At 48.1% G+C, this 20,050-nt stretch carries 17 protein-coding genes; 14 read left to right on the plus strand and 3 right to left on the minus strand.

Going from position 1 to position 20,050, the window contains the following annotated elements; all coding sequences use genetic code 11:
- Positions 1–1,185: 1,185 nt before the first annotated feature.
- The 3 genes from AB4114_RS25680 to AB4114_RS25690 all read right to left on the minus strand — a co-directional run bounded on the left by AB4114_RS25680 (position 1,186) and on the right by AB4114_RS25690 (position 3,485).
- Entirely contained in the window at positions 1,186–1,713 is a 528-nt protein-coding gene (locus tag AB4114_RS25680) for a hypothetical protein (RefSeq protein ID WP_441991085.1), read from the minus strand.
- A 108-nt stretch (positions 1,714–1,821) separates the two neighbouring features.
- Positions 1,822–3,156: an FtsW/RodA/SpoVE family cell cycle protein gene (locus AB4114_RS25685; RefSeq protein WP_441991007.1), complete on the minus strand. Its 1,335-nt coding sequence runs from the start codon at positions 3,154–3,156 to the stop codon at positions 1,822–1,824.
- Positions 3,153–3,485, minus strand: coding sequence for a PadR family transcriptional regulator (locus AB4114_RS25690; protein WP_441991008.1), 333 nt, complete (start codon positions 3,483–3,485; stop codon positions 3,153–3,155). The genes AB4114_RS25685 and AB4114_RS25690 overlap by 4 nt, the downstream gene beginning before the upstream one ends.
- Before the next feature lie 210 nt (positions 3,486–3,695).
- On the opposite strand from AB4114_RS25690, the gene AB4114_RS25695 reads away from it, so the two are divergent.
- The 14 genes from AB4114_RS25695 (at position 3,696) to AB4114_RS25760 (ending at position 19,699) form a co-directional block, all read left to right on the plus strand.
- Positions 3,696–4,544 (plus strand): DUF2935 domain-containing protein, encoded by an 849-nt coding sequence (locus tag AB4114_RS25695; RefSeq protein ID WP_441991009.1) that lies wholly within the window; start codon positions 3,696–3,698, stop codon positions 4,542–4,544.
- A 170-nt stretch (positions 4,545–4,714) separates the two neighbouring features.
- Positions 4,715–5,491, plus strand: coding sequence for an ABC transporter ATP-binding protein (locus AB4114_RS25700; RefSeq protein ID WP_056623312.1), 777 nt, complete (start codon positions 4,715–4,717; stop codon positions 5,489–5,491).
- Positions 5,492–5,512: 21 nt separating this feature from the next.
- Positions 5,513–6,325, plus strand: a complete 813-nt coding sequence (locus AB4114_RS25705; RefSeq protein ID WP_441991010.1) for an ABC transporter permease — start codon at positions 5,513–5,515, stop codon at positions 6,323–6,325.
- Between the two features lie 43 nt (positions 6,326–6,368).
- The gene (locus AB4114_RS25710; RefSeq protein WP_441991011.1) at positions 6,369–7,226 is read left to right on the plus strand and encodes an ABC transporter permease; all 858 of its coding nucleotides are present in this window, start codon (positions 6,369–6,371) and stop codon (positions 7,224–7,226) included.
- Between the two features lie 22 nt (positions 7,227–7,248).
- Entirely contained in the window at positions 7,249–8,844 is a 1,596-nt protein-coding gene (locus AB4114_RS25715) for an FAD-dependent oxidoreductase (protein ID WP_441991012.1), read from the plus strand.
- On the plus strand, positions 8,841–9,182 hold the full coding sequence (locus tag AB4114_RS25720) for a 4Fe-4S binding protein (protein WP_441991013.1): 342 nt from the start codon (positions 8,841–8,843) through the stop codon (positions 9,180–9,182). Before AB4114_RS25715 ends, AB4114_RS25720 begins: the two co-directional genes overlap by 4 nt.
- A 180-nt stretch (positions 9,183–9,362) precedes the next feature.
- Entirely contained in the window at positions 9,363–10,967 is a 1,605-nt protein-coding gene (locus tag AB4114_RS25725) for an FAD-dependent oxidoreductase (RefSeq protein WP_441991014.1), read from the plus strand.
- Positions 10,964–11,299 carry a 4Fe-4S binding protein gene (locus AB4114_RS25730; RefSeq protein ID WP_441991015.1) on the plus strand — a complete coding sequence of 112 codons (336 nt, stop codon included), beginning with the start codon at positions 10,964–10,966 and terminating at the stop codon, positions 11,297–11,299. Before AB4114_RS25725 ends, AB4114_RS25730 begins: the two co-directional genes overlap by 4 nt.
- A gap of 45 nt (positions 11,300–11,344) precedes the next feature.
- The gene (locus tag AB4114_RS25735; protein WP_441991016.1) at positions 11,345–12,397 is read left to right on the plus strand and encodes an ABC transporter substrate-binding protein; all 1,053 of its coding nucleotides are present in this window, start codon (positions 11,345–11,347) and stop codon (positions 12,395–12,397) included.
- A gap of 35 nt (positions 12,398–12,432) precedes the next feature.
- Positions 12,433–13,047, plus strand: a complete 615-nt coding sequence (locus AB4114_RS25740; RefSeq protein WP_441991017.1) for a nitroreductase family protein — start codon at positions 12,433–12,435, stop codon at positions 13,045–13,047.
- A 4-nt stretch (positions 13,048–13,051) separates the two neighbouring features.
- Positions 13,052–14,305 (plus strand): MFS transporter, encoded by a 1,254-nt coding sequence (locus AB4114_RS25745; protein ID WP_441991018.1) that lies wholly within the window; start codon positions 13,052–13,054, stop codon positions 14,303–14,305.
- Between the two features lie 497 nt (positions 14,306–14,802).
- Positions 14,803–16,167 carry an ABC transporter substrate-binding protein gene (locus AB4114_RS25750; protein ID WP_441991019.1) on the plus strand — a complete coding sequence of 455 codons (1,365 nt, stop codon included), beginning with the start codon at positions 14,803–14,805 and terminating at the stop codon, positions 16,165–16,167.
- 137 nt (positions 16,168–16,304) lie between these two features.
- On the plus strand, positions 16,305–18,059 hold the full coding sequence (locus tag AB4114_RS25755) for a sensor histidine kinase (protein ID WP_441991020.1): 1,755 nt from the start codon (positions 16,305–16,307) through the stop codon (positions 18,057–18,059).
- A gap of 8 nt (positions 18,060–18,067) precedes the next feature.
- Complete coding sequence (locus AB4114_RS25760; protein WP_441991021.1) at positions 18,068–19,699, plus strand: response regulator transcription factor; 1,632 nt, start codon at positions 18,068–18,070, stop codon at positions 19,697–19,699.
- Positions 19,700–20,050 lie beyond the last annotated feature (351 nt).

The following is a 20,050-nucleotide window of genomic DNA, read 5'->3' on the forward strand; positions in this document are numbered from 1 at the left end:
AGTCTAGTCTAATTGAGGGTCATTCGGTTTAGAGCGAAGCATGAGGTTYACCACTTTCAAGAGTATACTTATATTATACCAAATTAACGCGGTAATGTGATGAACTAAAAAGAAAATAATAAAGACTGTCGAGACTTTCTCGACAGTCTGAAAACCTACAGTTAATTTTGCCGAATTTCCTGAGATTCCGTGAATAGATGGAAAATGTACAGTTAATATAAGCAGAACTGGCGGTATACGGGCTTTTGGCGGAAATTAACTGTATGAAATCCATCTATTACGTCTAAATGAGTAGAAACAGCGAAAATAGCTACATAAAATCCATTTAATTTGTTGGCTGAGGTAAAATTGGGCAGAGAATGGATTGCGGTAGCTCAGTTTTTAGTTGCCTTAGGGGGTACAGTAGAAGTAGAAGTAGAAGTAGAAGTAGAAGTAGAAGTAGAAGTAGAAGTAGAAGTAGTACTAGTAGAGTAGCAAATTCTTGCAGTAATTGTAGCTTTCATCCTTGAGGTAATGGCATAATTAGGTAAATGGATGATGCCTAGTAAGTTGAGTCCCATGTGAGGAAGGAGATTTGCGATTATGCAGCGCTTTAAGTTTATGTATAAGCAATTTTTGAAAGAGCCACTATGGTTTAAAATACTTGTCCTAACCACCTTGGTGATATCGATTGTCTTTAGTGGTTCTGGGTTTTCGCCTAATGTCCAAAGTGTAGCTAAACTCGCTGCGGCGATCTTTTTTTGCACATATGCGATAAAATTACGAAGGCTAGTGAAGGTTTCCGTTACGTTTTATGTGCTTGCAGGGTTATGTCTGTATGTGGCTTGGGATCAGATATAAACTATAGGAAGATTTGAGGTATGGAGCTATGGGCCCGAAAGAAGTAGCATTAGTCCGATATCACCGAATTAAAACGAGGATTACTTGTAAAAAGAGACCAATAGTCCGAATTTGCCGAACTAACTAGCTATTTTCTTCGCGTGAGAGTTGTTTGGGGCGGTTTAGTTGGGTTTTTTCGGACTAATTCATATGTAAAGTCGTGGGCAGTGTGTTTAGTTCGGCAAATTCGGACTACTAAGTGCGGGGGGAGTAACTCGAGCGCGCCAAGGGCCCTTAGAGTATCCCGCTCTAGCAGCACATGTCAAAGGAGCTAAGCGCATAAATCGCTTAGCTCCTTTTTATAAGCTACTTCTTCTTCCTGCGCTTGCTAGCCAATGTGTTAGAAGCCTTCCCGTTCCCACCGACGGCATCCTGCTGCTTCGTACCCGGACTTTCGATGGCGGAGTTAGTCCCACTCGTGCTGTACTTGCCAGCGCCGCTTGCCACTTGGGTGGCTGATGCATTTGCCGCATGTTTGGGGAGTTTAACAATTTGATCGTTAATGACAACGATAATTTCTTTGCCTTTACGACGGATTTCGGCGAGGCTTCTGCTGCTGGATAACTTGCCTTTGGCGCCTTTCCCTATTCGGTTCCTCGCTTTGCCACCCGCCCCTACGCTTTGCTGCTGTTGACTGTGCGGTGATTTAATAGCGGCGTTACTGCCAGCAGCGCTGCTGCGGCCTGCACCACTTGCGAGTTGTGTCGTGTTCGGGGCATTCGTGAATTGATGGTTAATAACGAATACCAGTCTATCGATACCATGAATCGGCGATTGCGTAATGATACGTTTTTTCCCTTTTTCAATAATGATGGTGAGACGGTCTGATTTCATAGTCACACAGAACCCCCCCATAGGTTATTCTCTTAAGTATATGTATGTAGGACAAATTGGTAAGGGATAGTTGCTGAGTGGGTGAAAAAAGAGGTGCGAGCTGCACGCCTATGTCATCTGGCAAGTGCCGAGGTCTTTACGTCGATACACACTAAGCATGAGACCGACAGCAATAAATTGAAAAATAACGAGCGACCCGCTATAGCTTATAAAAGGAAGATGGAAGGAGCTAAACGGTGCTAGACCGATCCACATGAGCATATTCCATACATATTGTATGACAAACAAGGTCAATAACCCGGATACCAAAGCTTTTCCATAAGGATCTCTCGCCTTCCGAGAGACGCCAACCATTTGCTGGACGAACAAAGTTACCATAATCACTATTGCTATCCCGGCTCCCCAGCCGAAACAGTAGATGAGAAAAGGAAACATCATTTCGGCTTGAAGATCTGGCAAAGCGTTAAGGGAAGAGCCAAACCCATGTCCCGTCCAACCAGCGGATTGCATCGCTATTTTGGACTGAGTTAACAGAAAATTCATGCCTCGCCGATCTTCAGTTGGATGTATAAAAGCAAAAATGCGTTTTAGTTTATAGGACTGACTAAGCAAGAACCAACCAAGGGCAACTGCAAATAGACTACAATGCGCAACGAGTATGGTGCGTTTCATTTTCAAAACGAGTAACAAAGTCAAACATCCAATAAAGAAAAGAACGAAATTGTCTATAGCATGTATACTCAAAATAAGCAAAACTGCCAGCCAAACAGTTCCCACATGGGTCCAACTTTTACGCATAAATGCGTTCATGGAGGATTCGTTGGCGACGGCTCTTTGTGGCGCACTCCAAATACCAGCTAGCGCAATGAGCAGCAGATAGGGGGTGAGCGCTGGAATATTCATTTGGAAAGGGTACCAATTGACATAACCTCTAGCTCCATTCACCTCATTCCCGAATAGGTAGACATAGATGAGCAACGCAATCATAACCAGATAAAGTCCCCATGAGAACTTGGCTAACTTCTTATAATTACTAAAGCCAATGATCAACATTAAGGATGAACCAACGCACAGATAAACGATTTGTTTGAGCCCGATAGAAGTGAAACCTAGACGACTGACTAGCGCAGTTTGAGCAGAAAATATGGCAACTAACCCGATCGTTATAAAAAGCACAACGATAGCAAGAAGCCCCCAGTTAAAACGGGGCCGATGCGCAAGATGAAACTGCTGCCCGATCACATCAGGCGTCCCCATTTGAGAAATGGATTCCTTAACGGCCGTATCCAAATCGACCCCATTACTTAGTTTGTCCTCAATTAATTCCTGCAAATGACTCTCAAGCTCCAGACGAACTTCTGTATGGACTTCTTTTGCTTTAATTTCGCGACAAACCTGTTTCAAGAATGTAGTGATCTCCTCATGATGACGAAAGCTACTCATACGCCGCCCTCCCCAAGTACACGATCTACTGTATTGCGAAAAAGCGACCATTCCTGCTTCTTGACTTTGAGCTCGCCTTTACCTTGCTTCGTTAGGCGATAATACTTCCGCTTACGTCCGTCTTTCTCATCCCAGTAGGCTTCAACAAAGCCTTCAGACTCCAACGTGTGCAGAATCGGATAGAGTGTACCTTCTTTTAATGTGAATACGCCATCCGAATGATTCTCCATCTCTTTGGTCATCTCGTAGCCGTACATGTCCTTCCGATCCAAAAGAGTAAGAATCAGAATGACGGTGCTTCCTTTCATGAGCTCTTTACTGATTTTCATGGATGACTCCTTTCCTGAGTATAGTATTACGATGCATCGGATATCTATGTATAAGTATAAAAGAAAATTTAGATTTTGGCAAAGATGATCTGCTGCAATGGCATGCCTGAAGGTATATCCACCAATGAATACCGCACTTGTGTTGTCCTAATTGAGGTGACGTAGCATATGTACAACATTCGCTTATTATACATGGGATAGGAGAACATCATGGTGAGGAGAGTGCCTGAATTGTCAAATGAGTTTGTGATGCGTTCATTAGATGAGATCCGGTTCTGGTCGCGTATTATGAAGGAGCATTCCTTGTTTCTCAAACTAGGTTTTCGATGTGAGGATACGACGTTGATTCAAGAAGCGAATCATTATTATCATATTTTTGAGCATATCGAGGGCCGATCCTACGCATATAACGAGTTGACAGACCCCGAACAAATTCGACGATTCAATACGGAAGTGTCTTCGGCTGCTGCACATATTTGGGCATTCAAACGAAAAGTTCTCGGGCTCATCATTCAATGCAAGCTGCCTGGCGGTAACAACTTCCCCTTGCTAGTCGACCATACGAGCCGTGAGGCTAACTATTTTCGGAATCGTTTACACGAATTAAACACAGGACGCTTAGAACCGTTACCCGACGCAATTATTGATGAAAATATATTCTTCTTGCGCATCATGGCGGATCACGCCAAATTTATTGGTCATCTGTTGGACCCATCCGAACGCCAGTTAGTGGAACAAGCGCGGAATTTTAGTCATGATTTTGACCAACTCCTCTTTCAAGCTATTGATTTAAGCGGGATGAGGCCTCAATCCCAAACCGAGCCGCTGTTGGATCAGTTCCTTGATCAGAATCGTGTATCCGTCGTTGCCCTGCGTGATTTCAAAAAGACAGCCCGCGATTTAATTGAAGCCTGCAAAATCAAGAGCATTATCCATCCCTTGCTGGCTGATCACGTATTCCGTGAGGCGGAACGCTTCCTAGCGATCATTGATATGTTCGAGCAGTGCTTAACGGGCAAACCAGTCATGGGGATGCGAGAGGAGCATGCGGGTCTTTAATTGTGACAGAACATTTAAATCCGATAAAACTTATATGAATATAATAATTTATGGTTGACGAAGTTTCATCCGGAGTGGTACTCTAGAAATGTGACCACCGTATGAACGGAGACGCTATTCTCTTTAGGGAGAAAAGTGTCTTTTTTTTATTAAAAGAGGAGTTGAATGGGATGAGCCAACCGTTGTTGAAACTCGAGCATGTGAACAAAACTTTTCAGTCCAGCAAAGGGTCTGTTCAAGCCTTGCACAATATTCAGCTGCAAGTGAAAGAGGGAGAATTTATTACAGTCATAGGACCCAGCGGCTGCGGCAAAAGCACGCTGCTCAAGATCATCGCTGGACTGGATGTTACGCATACCGGCGAGGTTCAACTGGGCGGTCAGGTGATCCAAGGACCAGGGATTGACAAGGGCTTCATTTTCCAAGAGCCAAGGCTGTTTCCATGGTTGAACGTCGAGAAGAATATCGCCGCTGACCTTTCGCTGAGAGACCCTGAAGTGCGCAAGAAAGTGGATGAACTGATTAAACTCGTTCGCCTGGAAGGCTTTCAGAAGTCGTTCCCGAAAGAGCTTTCTGGTGGAATGGCGCAACGTGTAGCCATAGCGAGAGCCTTACTCCGCAATCCGAAAGTGCTGCTGCTTGACGAGCCGTTCGGCGCACTGGATGCTTTTACGCGAACGCACATGCAGGAAGTGTTGATTGATATTTGGCAAAAAAATAAAACGACGATGATTTTCGTCACGCATGATATTGATGAAGCGATCTATTTGGCCAATCGTGTCGTGATCCTCAAACCGCGGCCTGGCGCCATAAGGAACATCGTACCCATCGATCTGCCGATTCCGAGAAAGAAGACGACGACGTCTTTTCAGGAGCTGAGGCTTAAGGTACTTAGTGAATTCGAGAAAATCGAAGAGCTGGAATTAATAGATAGTTCGGGCATCTAAGGGAGAAAGGGGGAGATCTCAATGAGCCAACAAGGACAATTGGCAGGTGTTGATCAACAGAGATACAAGCAACGATTACATCGCGTGCTTCTTGGTGCTTCGGTACCTTTACTCGTGCTGCTTACTTGGCAGCTTCTAGGCCATTTGGGTGTGATTTCATCCTTGCTATTTCCAACGCCGCTTCGCATTATGAACGCGGGCATTCGACTCATTCAAACGGGTGAGCTCTATGACAATATTAAAATTAGTGTCCTCCGAGCACTTTCAGGTTTCCTGCTTGGCGGTTCTTTGGGTCTTGCCTTCGGCATTCTTGTTGGTTTATTTCGTAGAACGGAGAAAGCGCTAGATCCCACGGTCCAAATGCTTCGCATGGTGCCTCACTTGGCGATCGCGCCCTTATTTATTTTGTGGTTTGGAATTGGTGAAACGGGTAAGGTACTTCTCATTGCCAAAGGGGCTTTTTTTCCACTTTATATTAATGCTTTCTTGGGCATTCGAGGCGTGGACAACAAACTTTTTGATGTGACACGTGTGTTAGGGTTTAGCAAATGGAAGCAAATCATCCGGTTAACGATTCCCGGAGCGCTGCCTCATATTTTACTAGGCGTTCGGATCTCATTAGGTGTGTCATGGCTTGGACTTGTTGTAGCTGAATTAATGGGATCGACCGCAGGGATCGGGTATATGATGTCGGATGCGCGGCAATTTTCCAAAACACCAGTCGTGTTCGTTGGTATTCTCATATTTGCCGTTTTCGGTATCGTTGCGGACACTGCTGTGAGGCTGCTTGAACGCAAGTGGCTTAGCTGGCAAGATAGCTATAAAGGGCACTGATCACTAAAAGGGATATACCGCACAAAGCTAAGGGGGAGAAGGGATGAGCAATCGTGTCGAGGCGCTAAGCCAAGCTACGCAGGGCATCGGGAAATCGAAAAGTCAGAAACTAGAGTTTGTTCGGTTCAAATGGTTGTGGGAGAGAGTGAACAATTTCGTCATCGGCGCGGTCGTGCCCGTATTACTCCTTGTCATTTGGCAAGTGTCAGGGGATTTGGGGCTGTTTTCGCCATCTTTTTTACCCACACCGTTACAAATTGCTGCGGAATTCCGTTCATTAATCGCTTCAGGCGAGTTGTCCCAGCATCTGTCGATTTCGTTGCAACGAGCGGTCATAGGTTTTCTAATTGGAGGATCCATCGGGCTGCTTTTCGGCTTTCTTGTTGGTTTTGTTCAAAAGCTAGAGTTCATGCTGGATCCTTCCTTTCAAATGCTGCGCATGATTCCGCATCTCGCGATTGCGCCGTTAATCATACTTTGGTTCGGTTTTGGGGAAGTTTCCAAAATCGTGATCATTGCGAATGGTGCCTTTTTCCCTATGTATATCTATACCTTTCTCGGCATTCGAAATGTGGATCACAAATTATTCGAGGTCGCGAAAGTGCTGAATTTTAGCAAGTCCAAGCAAATTTTCCGCTTGATCCTCCCTGCCGCTTTACCTGGCATTCTGCTAGGTGTACGCCTATCTGTCGCTATTTCTTGGCTGGGTCTCGTCGTAGCAGAGTTGATCGGTTCGCAGGAAGGGATAGGCTTCCTCATTAACTATGGCAAACAAAATTCAAGCGCTGAGCTTATTTTCGTAGGGGTCATCATTTTTGCGGTGATCGGGAAACTTGTGGATTCACTTGTACGTTGGTTAGAAAGAAGATGGCTAAGCTGGCGTGACAGCTTCCAAGGTTAGGATACATCAAGGAGGGATTGCGATGAGCTCGGGCAAAATTACGAAATTAGAAGCCGATGTCTTAGTCATCGGCGGAGGTCCTGCCGGGGCATGGGCAGCTTGGAGCGCAGCCCAACAGCATGCGAAGGTCATCCTCGTAGACAAAGGGTTCCTAGGATCCAGCGGAGCTACCGCACCAGGAGGCACCAATTTATTGTATCTGCCACCAGATCCTGAATTAAGAGAGAAGGCTGTCCAACAGCGGTACAAAGAGAGCGGGTATTTGGCAGAGCCTGCCTGGATTCACCGCGTGCTTGATCAAGTGTATGAAAGCTTACTGTTAGTAGAGAAGTGGGGCTATCCGTTTCGCCGTGATGAGCAGGGTGTTCCTTTGCGCGATCACTTGCAAGGACCCGAGTACATGAAGCTAATGCGTCGTCAGGTCAATCGGGCAGGTGTGAAGATTCTTGATCAATCGCCAGCCCTAGAGCTGCTCGTTGATGAGCATGGGGTTGGAGGAGCGCGTGGCCTTTCACGCTTGGATGATTCGGAATGGGAAATTCGAGCGAATGCCGTCGTGATTGCAACGGGCGGATGTGTTTTTCTAAGCAAAGGTTTGGGTTGTAACGTCCTAACTGGAGAGGGGGTTCTGATGGCGACAGAACTTGGTGCCGAGCTATCTGGCATGGAATTCACGCGTCAGTATGCGCCAAGCGCAGCCTTTGGCACGGTGACTCGTGGCCGCTTGCTGAACTGGGCGACCTATACCTCGGAGGATGGCACGGTGTTGCAAGGCGGTGGCCCTAGAGCAGGCGATTTTCTGCCGAAAATGCTGAGCAAAGGCCCGGTGTACGCGGTGCTAAACCACGCGGATACGGAGGAAAAGCAGCAAATTTTGCGCAAATCGCACGCCATTTTCTTCGTGCCCTTGGATCGCGCAGGCATCGATCCCTTCACAGAGCGGTTCCCGCTCACGCTTCGCTATGAGGGAACCGTCCGCGGAACAGGCGGCATCCGCCTTACCGATGAGAGCTGCGCCTCAACGGTTCCGGGCCTTTATGCCGCCGGCGATGCGGCTACCCGTGAGCGCGTCACGGGTGCGAAGTCAGGCGGAGGCGCGTTCAACGCCTCCTGGGCGATCTCCTCCGGCACGTGGGCAGGTAGCGGAGCTGCGAAGCATGCGCTGGCGCTTGGGCGCAGCGCAAGAGATTTGCGACCAGCGGGCCGCTACGGCCTGGTCGATCCTGATGCAGCCCCCGATCGCATCTTGGATGCGGGGGGCTTGGTAGAGGCAGTCCAGCGGGAGGTCTTTCCGCTGGACATCAATTATTTCCGCAGTGAGCCCGTGATCCGTCAATCGCTGGCGCGATTGGACGATCTGTGGGCGAGCTTGCGGGGGACGGCCGTGAACCCGACGGTGCAGGGTCGGGTTCGCGCACGCGAAGTCGCTGGGATGATTGCGACGGCGAGATGGATGTACACCGCTGCGCTAGCACGCAAGGAGACGCGGGGCTTGCATTCGCTTCTGGAGTATCCGGATACAGACCCAGCGCAGCAGTACCGCCTGATTGTCTCTGGTAGTGATGAGATTGAGCTGCGCAAAGAACTGACGGCGGATCTGGGGGTTGCGACACGATGATTGAATTCGTAAGTACGGAACGGTGTGTGGGTTGCACGCTATGCGTGAAGGTGTGTCCGACCAACGTGTTTGATAAAGGGGTAGATGGCATTCCGAGCATCGCAAGGCAGGAAGATTGCCAGACTTGTTTTATTTGTGAGGCGTATTGTCCCGTAGATGCTCTGTATGTATCTCCGTTTGAATCACCTTTGGCGGAAGTGCCGACAGAAGCGGAGTTGGTAGAGGCTAATCTGCTCGGCAGCTGGCGAGAAACGCTAGGCTGGGGCAAGGGGCGAACGACATTGGCGGAGTTGGACACAACACCGTTTATAGATCGTATTTTACCTTCAAGACGATAGATTGATTGTAATAAATAGTGTTGACGGCAATGAAATACGGTGCTACTATGTGTTTAATCATAGTAAACAACTTGGTTTTGTCGACATACAATTGCATATCCTGTCCAACCGTACACACGGAGGCGTTCCTTTACATAAGGGATGCCTCTTTTTATTTTCATATTAGAGGAGGTCACGTAGATGGCAAAGGTTTTGGAAGAGAATGATTTACGTCTCATTGCGGATGTGTTGGTAATTGGTGGAGGTCCTGCGGGAACGTGGGCGGCCTTAACCGCTGCAACGAATGGCTCCAAGGTAATCTTGGTGGATAAAGGCTATTGTGGAACGAGTGGAGCAACAGCGCCCTCGGGTACAGGGGTTTGGTACATCAAGCCCGACGAGAAGCTGAGAGAAGAAGCCAGAGCGAGTCGTTATTTGTTGGGTGGCAAGCTGGCGGAGGTTCCTTGGATGAACCGAGTGCTCGATCGGACTTATGAGAACATGAATAAGCTAGGCTCCTTGGGGTATCCGTTTCCGAAGGATGAAATCGGCGATCCGTATAAGCGTGGTTTGCAAGGGCCTGAATATATGAAGTTAATGCGCAAATTGGTTCAAAAAGCTGGCGTGCGCATCCTCGATCACAGTCCTGTGCTCGAATTGCTTGCCGATGAGCATGGCGTTGGTGGTGCAACTGGCGTGAGAACGCAGAGCGGGCAGACCTGGACAGTGCGTGCAGGAGCGGTAGTGATTGCGACAGGCGGTTGTGCATTTTTGAGCAAAGCATTAGGTACGAACGTGTTGACCGGGGATGGTTATCTATTGGCTGCTGAAGCAGGAGCCGATTTCTCCGGGATGGAGTTCTCGAATGCCTATGCGATCTGCCCGACTTTCTCTTCCGTTACCAAAACAGCCTACTACCGCTACGCATCCTTCTACCACGAAGATGGCTCCATCGTAGAAGGTGCAGGGTCACAACGTGGCCGCTCGATCATTGCGCGGAATTTGCTGCAAGGCCGTCAGGTTTACGCCAGCTTGGATCAAGCGCCGGAAGAGATTCGTCCTTTACTGCGTGTGAATCAAACGAATTTCTTCCTGCCTTTCGACCGACTTGGCATCGATCCGTTCAAAGATAAGTTCCCTGTTACCCTTCGCTTAGAAGGCACGGTGCGTGGAACTGGCGGTATTCGCATTGTGGATGAGCAATGTTCAACCATTGTTCCAGGTTTATATGCGGCTGGCGATGCTGCAACGCGTGAGCTGATCTGTGGAGGTTTCACAGGAGGTGGCAGCCATAATGCGGCTTGGGCGATGTCTTCCGGTTCATTTGCCGGGGAAGGTGCTGCGAAATTTGCTAAGGATCTTGGAGATAAAGTGGATAATCGTACACTAAAAAGTGTCTCAACGACAACCTTCACGAAGTCGGGATCGGGTCAGATTTTAAGCAAAACAGGCGAAGCCATTCAAGCGGTACAAGAGGAAGTCATGCCGTATGACCGCAATTTGTTCCGTACACAGAAAGGGTTGGAAGGCTCAATCAATCGTCTGGATGGGCTTTGGAACGACTTGCGTGAACGTGTAACGACACTAGATATAGCAGGTGTTCGTCATCGTGAAGCAGCGGCCATGACAGCTACGGCACGCCTTATGTACAACACGGCACGCGAGCGTACTGAAACGAGAGGCATGCACAAGCGTGAGGATTTCCCAGAGATTGATGCTGCGCAAGGGTACCGGTTAATTAGCGGAGGACTGGATCAGGTATGGACGCAAAAGGCTGAAGTGAACAAGGAGGCTGTTACCCCATGATTGAGTTAGTCAGCGAGTCTAAATGTGTAGAATGCAACCTCTGCGTGTCGGTATGCCCGACGAATGTATTTGATCGTGTTGAAAATGGGATTCCGGTCATTGCTCGGCAAAGCGACTGTCAGACCTGCTTCATGTGCGAGCTGTATTGCCCAGCGGATGCGCTCTATGTGGCGCCGGATGCTGAAGGACCGATGCATGTGAGCGAAGAGGTCTTAGATGAACAAGGATTCTTTGGTGGATATCGCGAGAAAGTTGGCTGGGGGAGAGGGCGTAAACCAGTTGCTGAGCATCCTTATATGTATGAATTAGCGAAACTAACTTCTATTGGGTAAGGCAGTTCGTACCCTCTTGTGGTCAATTTGAAAGGAGAATGAAAGATGATAGAGAGACAGAGGATGAGTAAAAGGGGATTCGGACTTTTCCGTACCACACATTTGGTTATGTTGTTAGCAGCCATGGTCGCTTTCTTAGCGGCCTGTGGCAATTCCGATGGAGGCGCTAAGACGGCAGGTGCTAGTGCAGCAGCGACAAGTGGAGGAGCGGCCAAGGTGCAACCACCAGCAGTGATCAATTATGGCTACATTGGCACGAACAAGCTGAATTTTCCAGGTGGTGCAGAGGGTTGGGGCTTATATAAAGGGATTATCCAAGAGGAGCTCAAAAAGTACGGCATCACTGAGATCAAGCCTGTAGCTTTTCCGAACGGACCTGACCAAAGTGAGTCGTTAATCAGCGGTCGATTGGATTTCGGAAGCTTGGGTGATACACCAGCGTTGCTTGCTCGTTCAACAGGGGCAAAAACGAGAGCCATTACGCAAGCCTCAACAGATAATATCGGCTATTTGATTGGTAAAAAAGGTGGACCTACGACGATTGCTGATTTGAAAGGTAAAACGATCGCGATTCAAAAAGGTTCCTTCATGCACCGCTATATTGCCGGTCTCGTGAAAGAACAGAACGTGCCCGACGTGAAGTTCATCCATATGCTGCGCCCTGATGGTGAAGCAGCATTGTCTCGTGGCGAAGTGGACGCGATGACGAATAGTGCGATCTTTGCTCTGAAACAAATTGAGAATGGGTTCCCATTAATTGATGATGCCACTAAGCATCCGAATTTGATCGGAGGCAGTGTTACGGTTGTTTCCGAGGACTACCTGAAGAAATTCCCGGATTTCCCGAAGGTGTGGAATGCAGCTAGGGAGAAAGCGCTCAAGGATTTACAATCCAAACCAGATGAATATTACCAATTCTTATCTCAGTTAAATGGGTTCACGCCAGAATTGAACAAGAAGGTTACACCGATTGAGACGATTAAAGATGTTAATTTTAAGGACGATGGCATAAAGCTGCTTGATGGAACGAAGAAATTCTTGGTTGATGAGAAGTTGGCGGAGAAGGATTTTGATCTGAATCAGTGGTTGCTTAAATAAAGGCGGACACGCCTACTCGGAAAGGGAATGATGTCATGACTGTATCCCCACAAGTAGTTAATCAAGCTGTTTTAACTCCCGAAGTGGAGGCCAATCGCAAGGCGGATTATGCTGTTCATTCGCTGTTTTTGAATCGTTGGTCGTCGCGTGCTTTTGAAGAGAAGGAAGTAACACGAGAGACATTATATACGGTGCTGGAGGCTGCTCGCTGGGCGCCTTCCAGTTCGAATCTGCAGCCGTGGCGATTCATCGTCGCTCAAACAGAGGAGCAGAAACAGAAGTTTCAATCGTTTATTAAGCCAAACAATCGTTTGTGGACGGATCATGCTCCTGTTCTGTTGCTGATCTTGTCTAACAAGTTCCGTCAGGATGGTGAGCCAAATGGAGCACATGCGTTTGATGCAGGTGCAGCTTGGGCATCCATTGCCTTTCAAGCGCACTTGTTAGGTCTGGCAACGCGGGCTGTTGGCGGCTATGACAGAGAAATAGCACGTGAAGTGCTTCAAGTTCCGGCGGAGTATGAGCTTCATGCCGTGATTGCATTAGGTTACCGTGGAGCACGTGAAACGTTGGCCGAGGACTTTCAGCAGCGTGAGCTGCCGAATGGACGACGCGCCTTGAACGAGAGTATCATCGAAGGCTCTTTCTAATTCGATGGACTCGTGGAACCGGCAGTTTGCAGCGTTACTTTCTGTACAATTGCTTGTATCGACCGCGCACGGCATGTTCGTTCCCCTCTTGCCTAGCTTCCTTCAGGAGATTGGGCATGTGAGTGGGGATTCGCTTTACATATGGTCAGGTGCGATATTTTCGGCCAATTTCATGATCATGATGCTGCTCATGCCTTTCCTCGGTCGCATCGGAGATCGCTATGGGCGTAAGCCTGTGATGCTATGGTCCGGATTTGGGATGACCCTCGTCACGGCTTGCATGTCATTGGCCACAGAGCCTTGGCAGTTGGCGCTGCTGCGATTGGCACAGGGTTGCTTCACTGGCATCCTGCCATTCACGATGGTGCTGATCTTGATTGGAGCTGCCAAGAATAAGGTTGGCGTTTCGGCTGGCACCATGCAAATGATGGGCGAGACCGGTTCGCTAATCGGACCACTAATTGCGTCCTCTTTACTTACATTTTACTCGGTGCGAGGCGCGTATCCGGCTATAAGTGTGTGCATTTTGTTTGCGACCGTCAGCGTACTTTGCTTTGTCAAAGAAGGCCCGCGTGCACCTGTCGTTTCTAAAATGGAACGGAGCACATTGCTCTCGGACTGGAAGCGAATTTGGCAGATGAAGCCGCTCCCCTCGCTGCTGCTTAGTAGCCTATGCATTAATTTCGCGCTAGTCGGGACGAATCCGATTATCCCCTACTACGTGCGGCAATCCACACATACGCTCACCTTTCTCAATGATCAGTGGCTGCTCGGCATCACCTTATCGGCGACCTCTCTCGCCGTTATCGTATTCTCCCCGTTGCTGGGCATGCTCTCCGATCGCGTAGGACCATTGTTGTTGCTCAAAATAGCGACTAGCACCGCGTTTCTCCTCTGCATCGTGCAAGCTGTGACGCACTTTTATCCGCTTATCCTTGCATGTCGGTTTACGCTCGGACTGTGCGTAGCGGGCATGATGCCCAACATTCAAGCACAGGTACGAGGCTTAGTCCGCAAGGGTATGGAGGGGCAGACCTTCGCCATGGTGAACTCATGGATGTTCCTTGGCTGCCTAACCGGGCCTCTGCTCGGCGGCGTTATCGTCGCTCATTTCGGCATACGTGGATGGTTTATTACGGCTATGCTCGTCTTTGGCGTCAGCTGTTGGCAAGCTTTCCATATTGGAAGCTACCAATCGCGGAAGGCGGAGTTGGACGTGACTCAAGCCGTGACGCGCGTGTCCACAACTACAAATTAAAACGAAGCGAGCCCTTTGGGGCTCGTTTCGTTGCGTTCGTTCCCTCAGTTGAGGGGGGACTGTTGTAGCTACAACAGAATTAATGGCCAATCATAGTTACATGCTTTGGCGAAACGGAACGAGGATCCGCTATTTTCGCCAAAAGGGCAAATTTCATAACGATGCGGAACGTAGATCCCTTATTTAAGCTAGATGAGGGGGATATCCTCCTAAATTGGTCAAATAGCGAACTGACGTTCAGCAACTTCGCCAATCGCTGGATATTTGGCCAAATAGCGTCCTCACGTTCCCTTTCATCACAAATTAGCTTGTTTAAGACCCGCTTAGCCCCCGAGTTTCCCCATATCCCCCAACGCTTCCTTCGCCCCTTTTACTTTCCCGCCAAGGCATGATAATTTTATAAGTTAGAAGCAGAGCATTTTGAATTTAATGTTTCGTCCCCTTTGATAAGATGATGACAAGAACAACAACAGAGTAATGAGAGGGGCAACAATCGTATGAAGAAACTTAGTCAAACAGTCGTAAGCGCTATCGTAGTTGGTGGTTTGTTGGCGGGATGTTCTTCCCAAAGTGATAGTGGAAGCACAGCAAGCACATCTTCATCATCAGTACCAAGCCAAACAGACGCTGCCGTAAAAAAAGATGAAAAAGTAAAACTCACGTTCTGGAGAAATTCGGGGAATGATACGGAGAATGCAGCTTACGACAAGTTAGTGGCCTCTTTTATGCAGAAGTATCCGAATATTTCCGTGGAAATGACACCGATTCCATACTCGGATTATGACACGAAATTACGTGTATCCATCGCTTCCGGAAGTCCACCAGACATCATGGCATTAGATGCACCAACCGTCGGTTCGTATGCAAACGCGGGAGCACTTAAACCATTAACCGCCTACTTCAAAGCAGACGGCAATATGGAGGATGTTCCGAAATCAACACTTGCGACCTACACGTATCAAAATGAAATTTATATGGCACCGCTGACAGAATCCTCTATTGCGATGTTCTATAATAAAAAACTTTTCCAAGCGAAAGGCATTCCGCTTCCTTCCAAAAACCCTGATGAGCCGTGGACATGGGATCAAGTATTGGATGCTGCGAAGAAAGTGAATGATCCTGCGAACGGAATTTTCGGTATCGATCCTGCACAAGGCTTTGGCAACGCAGGTGCAACAGCCTACTTCAAATATCCTATCATTTGGCAGTTCGGCGGCGAGATCATGAGCCCAGACGGTAAAACGTCCAAAGGCTACCTAGATTCCCCACAAACGAAGAAAGCCGTTCAGTTCTTCTCCGATCTGTATAACAAAGATAAAGTATCAGCGCTGGAGTATCCACCAGATCCGTTCCCGAACGGTAAGTTGGCCATTACGATTGACGGCTCGTGGTCTTTGGCTAATTTGAAGGAGAAATTCCCTAATTTCAAGTTGGGCGAAGACTACGATATTGCACCATTGCCAAAAGGAACAGCACAAGCGGTAGCCAATGGCAGTTGGGCGCTGGGTATTTCGGGGAAAAGCAAGCATCCAGATGAAGCTTGGAAGTTCATTAACTGGGTTACTGGGGAAGAAGGACAGAAAACGTATGCAGGTATGACGAAGGATATCCCATCTCGTTATTCTTCTGCGAAGGCGTTCCCAGAGCTGAATGAGTATCCGAAGAACATCTTCGTTATTCAAAATCAGAAATACGGCAGACCGCGTCCAATCACGCCGATCTTCCCGCAAATGTCAGATGCTGTGAACAAAATGTTTGAGGATGTCACGATCGGCAAAAGAAACATGGATGCGTCCATCGCAGAAGCCGTTACGACAATTGATAAAGCGTACGCAGATATTCTAGCTCAACAGAAGAAGTAAGCAACTCTAGATAAGTGAGACGAATCATTTCGATGATCGTCTCTTTGTCGTTGTTTCCTCAGACAGCAAAGAGGTATGATACAAAGAATCAGACATCACGGGGGGATATTATGTTTTTCTCATTGAGGAGCCGTTTGATGGCGGTTTTCTCGGTTCTGCTGCTTCTCCCTTTTGCCACTTTGGCCTATATCCTTAGTGAGGAAGCGACCAAAACAATCAAGTCGTCGATCGAAGCTTCAACATCACAAACGATCGAGCAGTTCGCCTCGCACGTGGGGACATTGCTTACGCAGGTCGAGGATACGGGCAATCAGGTGGTGAGCGCCCGAACGACGCAGGATTGGTTGACCGTACATTTGAATCCAGACAGTACGATTCAGGAACGCGTTCTCACGAAGCAACGATTGCGCGAATATTTCTCCTCCTATGGGGTAAACAACTCCAGCGGCATTTCCATTAGTGCGTTCACCGAGGATGCTGGCGGTGTGTGGACGCAGGACAGATCCTATAAGAACAGCGCGTGGTTTCAGGATTTTATGAATGAAAATAACCGTTGGACGACCGCACACAAGGATGTCGATCAGTCGGACGAATTTATGAGGGCGCGTTCGATTAATAGCTTCCTTTTTCCACTCGTACAGCTGCAATCGCTAAGAAATATGGGCTTCATCAAGGTGAATTATCCAACAACCCTGCTTCGCAATGCGATTGAAAAGATTCATGTGGGGAAGACAGGCAAGGTTGTTTTGCTGACACATGAAGGCAACAGTGTGCTGGATCAGAATCTGTCTGAAGACAAGGACATGCTGGGGAAGGGGCTTCAGCAGATTGATGAACGTTTTGACGGGGAAGCGAGTGGAATTTTCCCAATGGAGGCGAAAGGAGAGACGAATCTGCTCTTTTTCCGCAAGCTGCCTGCTCAGAATTGGACGATTATCGGGAGTGTGCCTGAGGCTGAATTGTATGAAAAAATCACACACATTCGCCAAACGATGCTTGTCGTTAGCATTTTGTTGCTGATCGTTGCGATACTAACAGCCTTTTGGCTGTCCGCAGGCATTACCAAGCCGCTGAGTGTGATGGGGAGAGCAATGAGGCATGTAGAGCGCGGGGAGTTTCATCAGGCGCTGCATGTGATGCCGAAGGTTGGCCAGGGCCATAGTGAAGTGAACTATGTGACAAGGGTGTTCGAGCAGATGACTCATCGGCTTCGCTATTTAATCGAGACGGAGTTCGAGACGAATTTGCGGAGGAAAAATGCTGAGTACAAAGCACTGCTGCTGCAGATCAATCCGCATTTTTATAATAATACGCTTGAAATCATTAGCGGTCTGGCGGCGATGAAGCGGGAAGACCTTGTGATGGATACGACGGAAGCTTTGGGCAAAATGATGAGATACTCGCTCAACCTGGGTAGTGATTTGGTTCGAGTAGCAGAAGAAATGGCGTATATTCGGGATTATTTGTTCATCCTCCATTTGAGGCATGAGGAGCGATTGCAAATTGTGATCGAAGAAGATCCCGCGGCAGCTAATCTCTTGATCGCCAAATTCATCATTCAACCTCTGGTAGAAAATGCGGTGAAGTATAGCTTAGAGAAGGATGGCATCGCGCAGATAACCCTAAGGACGAAGCAGCAGGAGAATAAATTGCTGATCTCCGTGAAGGATAATGGCATTGGCATGTCTCCGGAATTGGTTCAAAATCTACGGGAAGAGATCAAAACGGGTGATCCTGTAGCGATTCTCAGTACGGAGGGGCAGAGTATCGGGCTTCGCAATGTGTTATCCCGATGTCGGCTGAATTATGGCGAACAATTTCAATTAGAGCTGCATGCCAAGCTGGGCGAGGGGACGGAACTGAACTTAATCCTGCCGTTGATAAGGAGCTGACAACTGAGATGTACAGAATCATGCTGATTGATGATGAGGTCGGCGTTCGTAATAGTATTAAAGCCAAAATCGATTGGACATCCGCGGGGTTCGAAATTGCTCTGGAGGCGACAAATGGCCTGGAGGCTCTGCAGCTTCTGGAGGAGTATCCTCTGCCGGATGTTGTTATAACCGATGTGCGTATGCCACAAATGGACGGGATTGCTTTGGTCAGCGCATGCAAGGAAAAGTACCCAGCGCTTCGCATCATTGTGCTCTCGGGCTACTCGGATTTTGAATATATGAAGGCTGCTATTCAGCTTGGGGTGAAGGATTATCTGCTCAAACCTGTGGTTCGCAGTGAGCTGACCGCACTTCTCGGCAAGCTAGCCGAGGAGTTGGAAGAGGATCGCAATCGCTTGAGGGAGCAAGATCAAGAGGAAATGAAAAATCACCAACAGCTTCAGTTGATGCAGGAGCAGCTTCTTTGGCAGCTGGTGAAGGATGAATGGTTCAGTGTGTCCGCCATGGAAGAACGGATGGAGCAGCTGCAGTTGTCAGCGTTAGCTGTTGATGATGTTCATGCTCAGTTTGTCACTGTAGAGATGCGTATTCCGCCAGGGCGCTTGGACGATTGGAGTGAGCGCAAAGACTTGCTGTACTTAGCTTTTCAGATGTTGTGTCGGGAGTCTGCGCAGAAATGGGAGCACATCTATCCGTTCTACGCGATGAGTCACCCTGCGATGATACATTTTGTCATTCGGATTCAAAATGCCGAGCATGACCGCTTCTTGTCTGACTTCGTGCGTAAGCTGAAGCGGGATATTCAAAGCTTTCTCAAAGTAGACAGTGTGCTCGGTATTGGCGAGCCTATCAACGGTTTGAGGCAGCTCAAAGATGGCTACGCATCTAGCATGCTTGCCTGGAGTCAGGGCACGATCCATTCCGATAAGGCAGAACCGGATCGGAATATGCTCGCCATGACGCACGCCTTTTCACCGGAGGTGGAGAGAAAACTGATGCAAACCATCGAAAATCTCGATATGTCTGCTTTTACAAAGCAGCTGCACGCTATTTTTTCTTCGGATCGAGATACGCCAATGTTTGTATTCACCTTTTTGACGCTGCGTATTATTCTCTTGTTTAATGCCATTGCCAAGAAATTCGAACTTGGAGATATGTCTCTGCAGAGCTATCTCTGGAACTGCCAGATGAGTGTGAGGGATTACTCCTCTCGGGAGCAAGTGCTCGATCAGCTGCACGACATGGCCCAGCTAGTCATGGAAGAAGTAAGGAAAACCAGGTTCTCCAGTGGTCAGCAAATGATGGAAGCTATTCGCAATTACGTGGATGAGAACTTTTCCTATGAGCTCACGCTGGCATCGTTGGCCGAGATGTTTCATATTAATGAAACCTACTTATCTGGGTTGTTTAAGATGAGTGTGGGTGTGACTTTTAGTGACTATGTCACGAGGTTGCGTTTGAGTCGGGCGGCGGATTTGCTCCAAGAAAGTGAGCTTAAGCTAACGGATATTGCTACGTTGGTGGGGTACTCCAGTTCGAGCTATTTTAGTACGGCTTTCAAGAAGTTCTACGGGAAGGGACCGAAGGAGTATCGGGAGGAGATGCGAGTGAGTAAGCCCTCAAAGCCATGTAAGTGAATGGTTTTGGGGGTTTTTTGTTGTCTAGCTAAGTCAAGAGCCGCCTTGTACGAAATAACAGGAGAACATACAGCAAATTCCGCGAGAATCCATGATTTTATAGATGTAACTGTAAAAAATACAGTTAATTTCAAGCGAGTGTTTCAGAACCAGCAGAAACGCCAAAATTACCTACCTATTTTCCAGTTAATCTTCAAAATCGAGCTGAAATCGGAAAATTAACGGGAGGTTTTCCAGTTAGTTAGTAATGGGGGACGTCTTGGAGGATGCGCCCAGCCGCCTGAAGGCAGCGCTAAGCAGCCGGCACGCGAGGACGGGGCACTCTCCTGCAAATCATTTTAAAACACAACT

The sequence above is a fragment of the Paenibacillus sp. 2RAB27 genome (assembly GCF_052115445.1).
Lineage (GTDB): Bacteria > Bacillota > Bacilli > Paenibacillales > NBRC-103111 > Paenibacillus_E.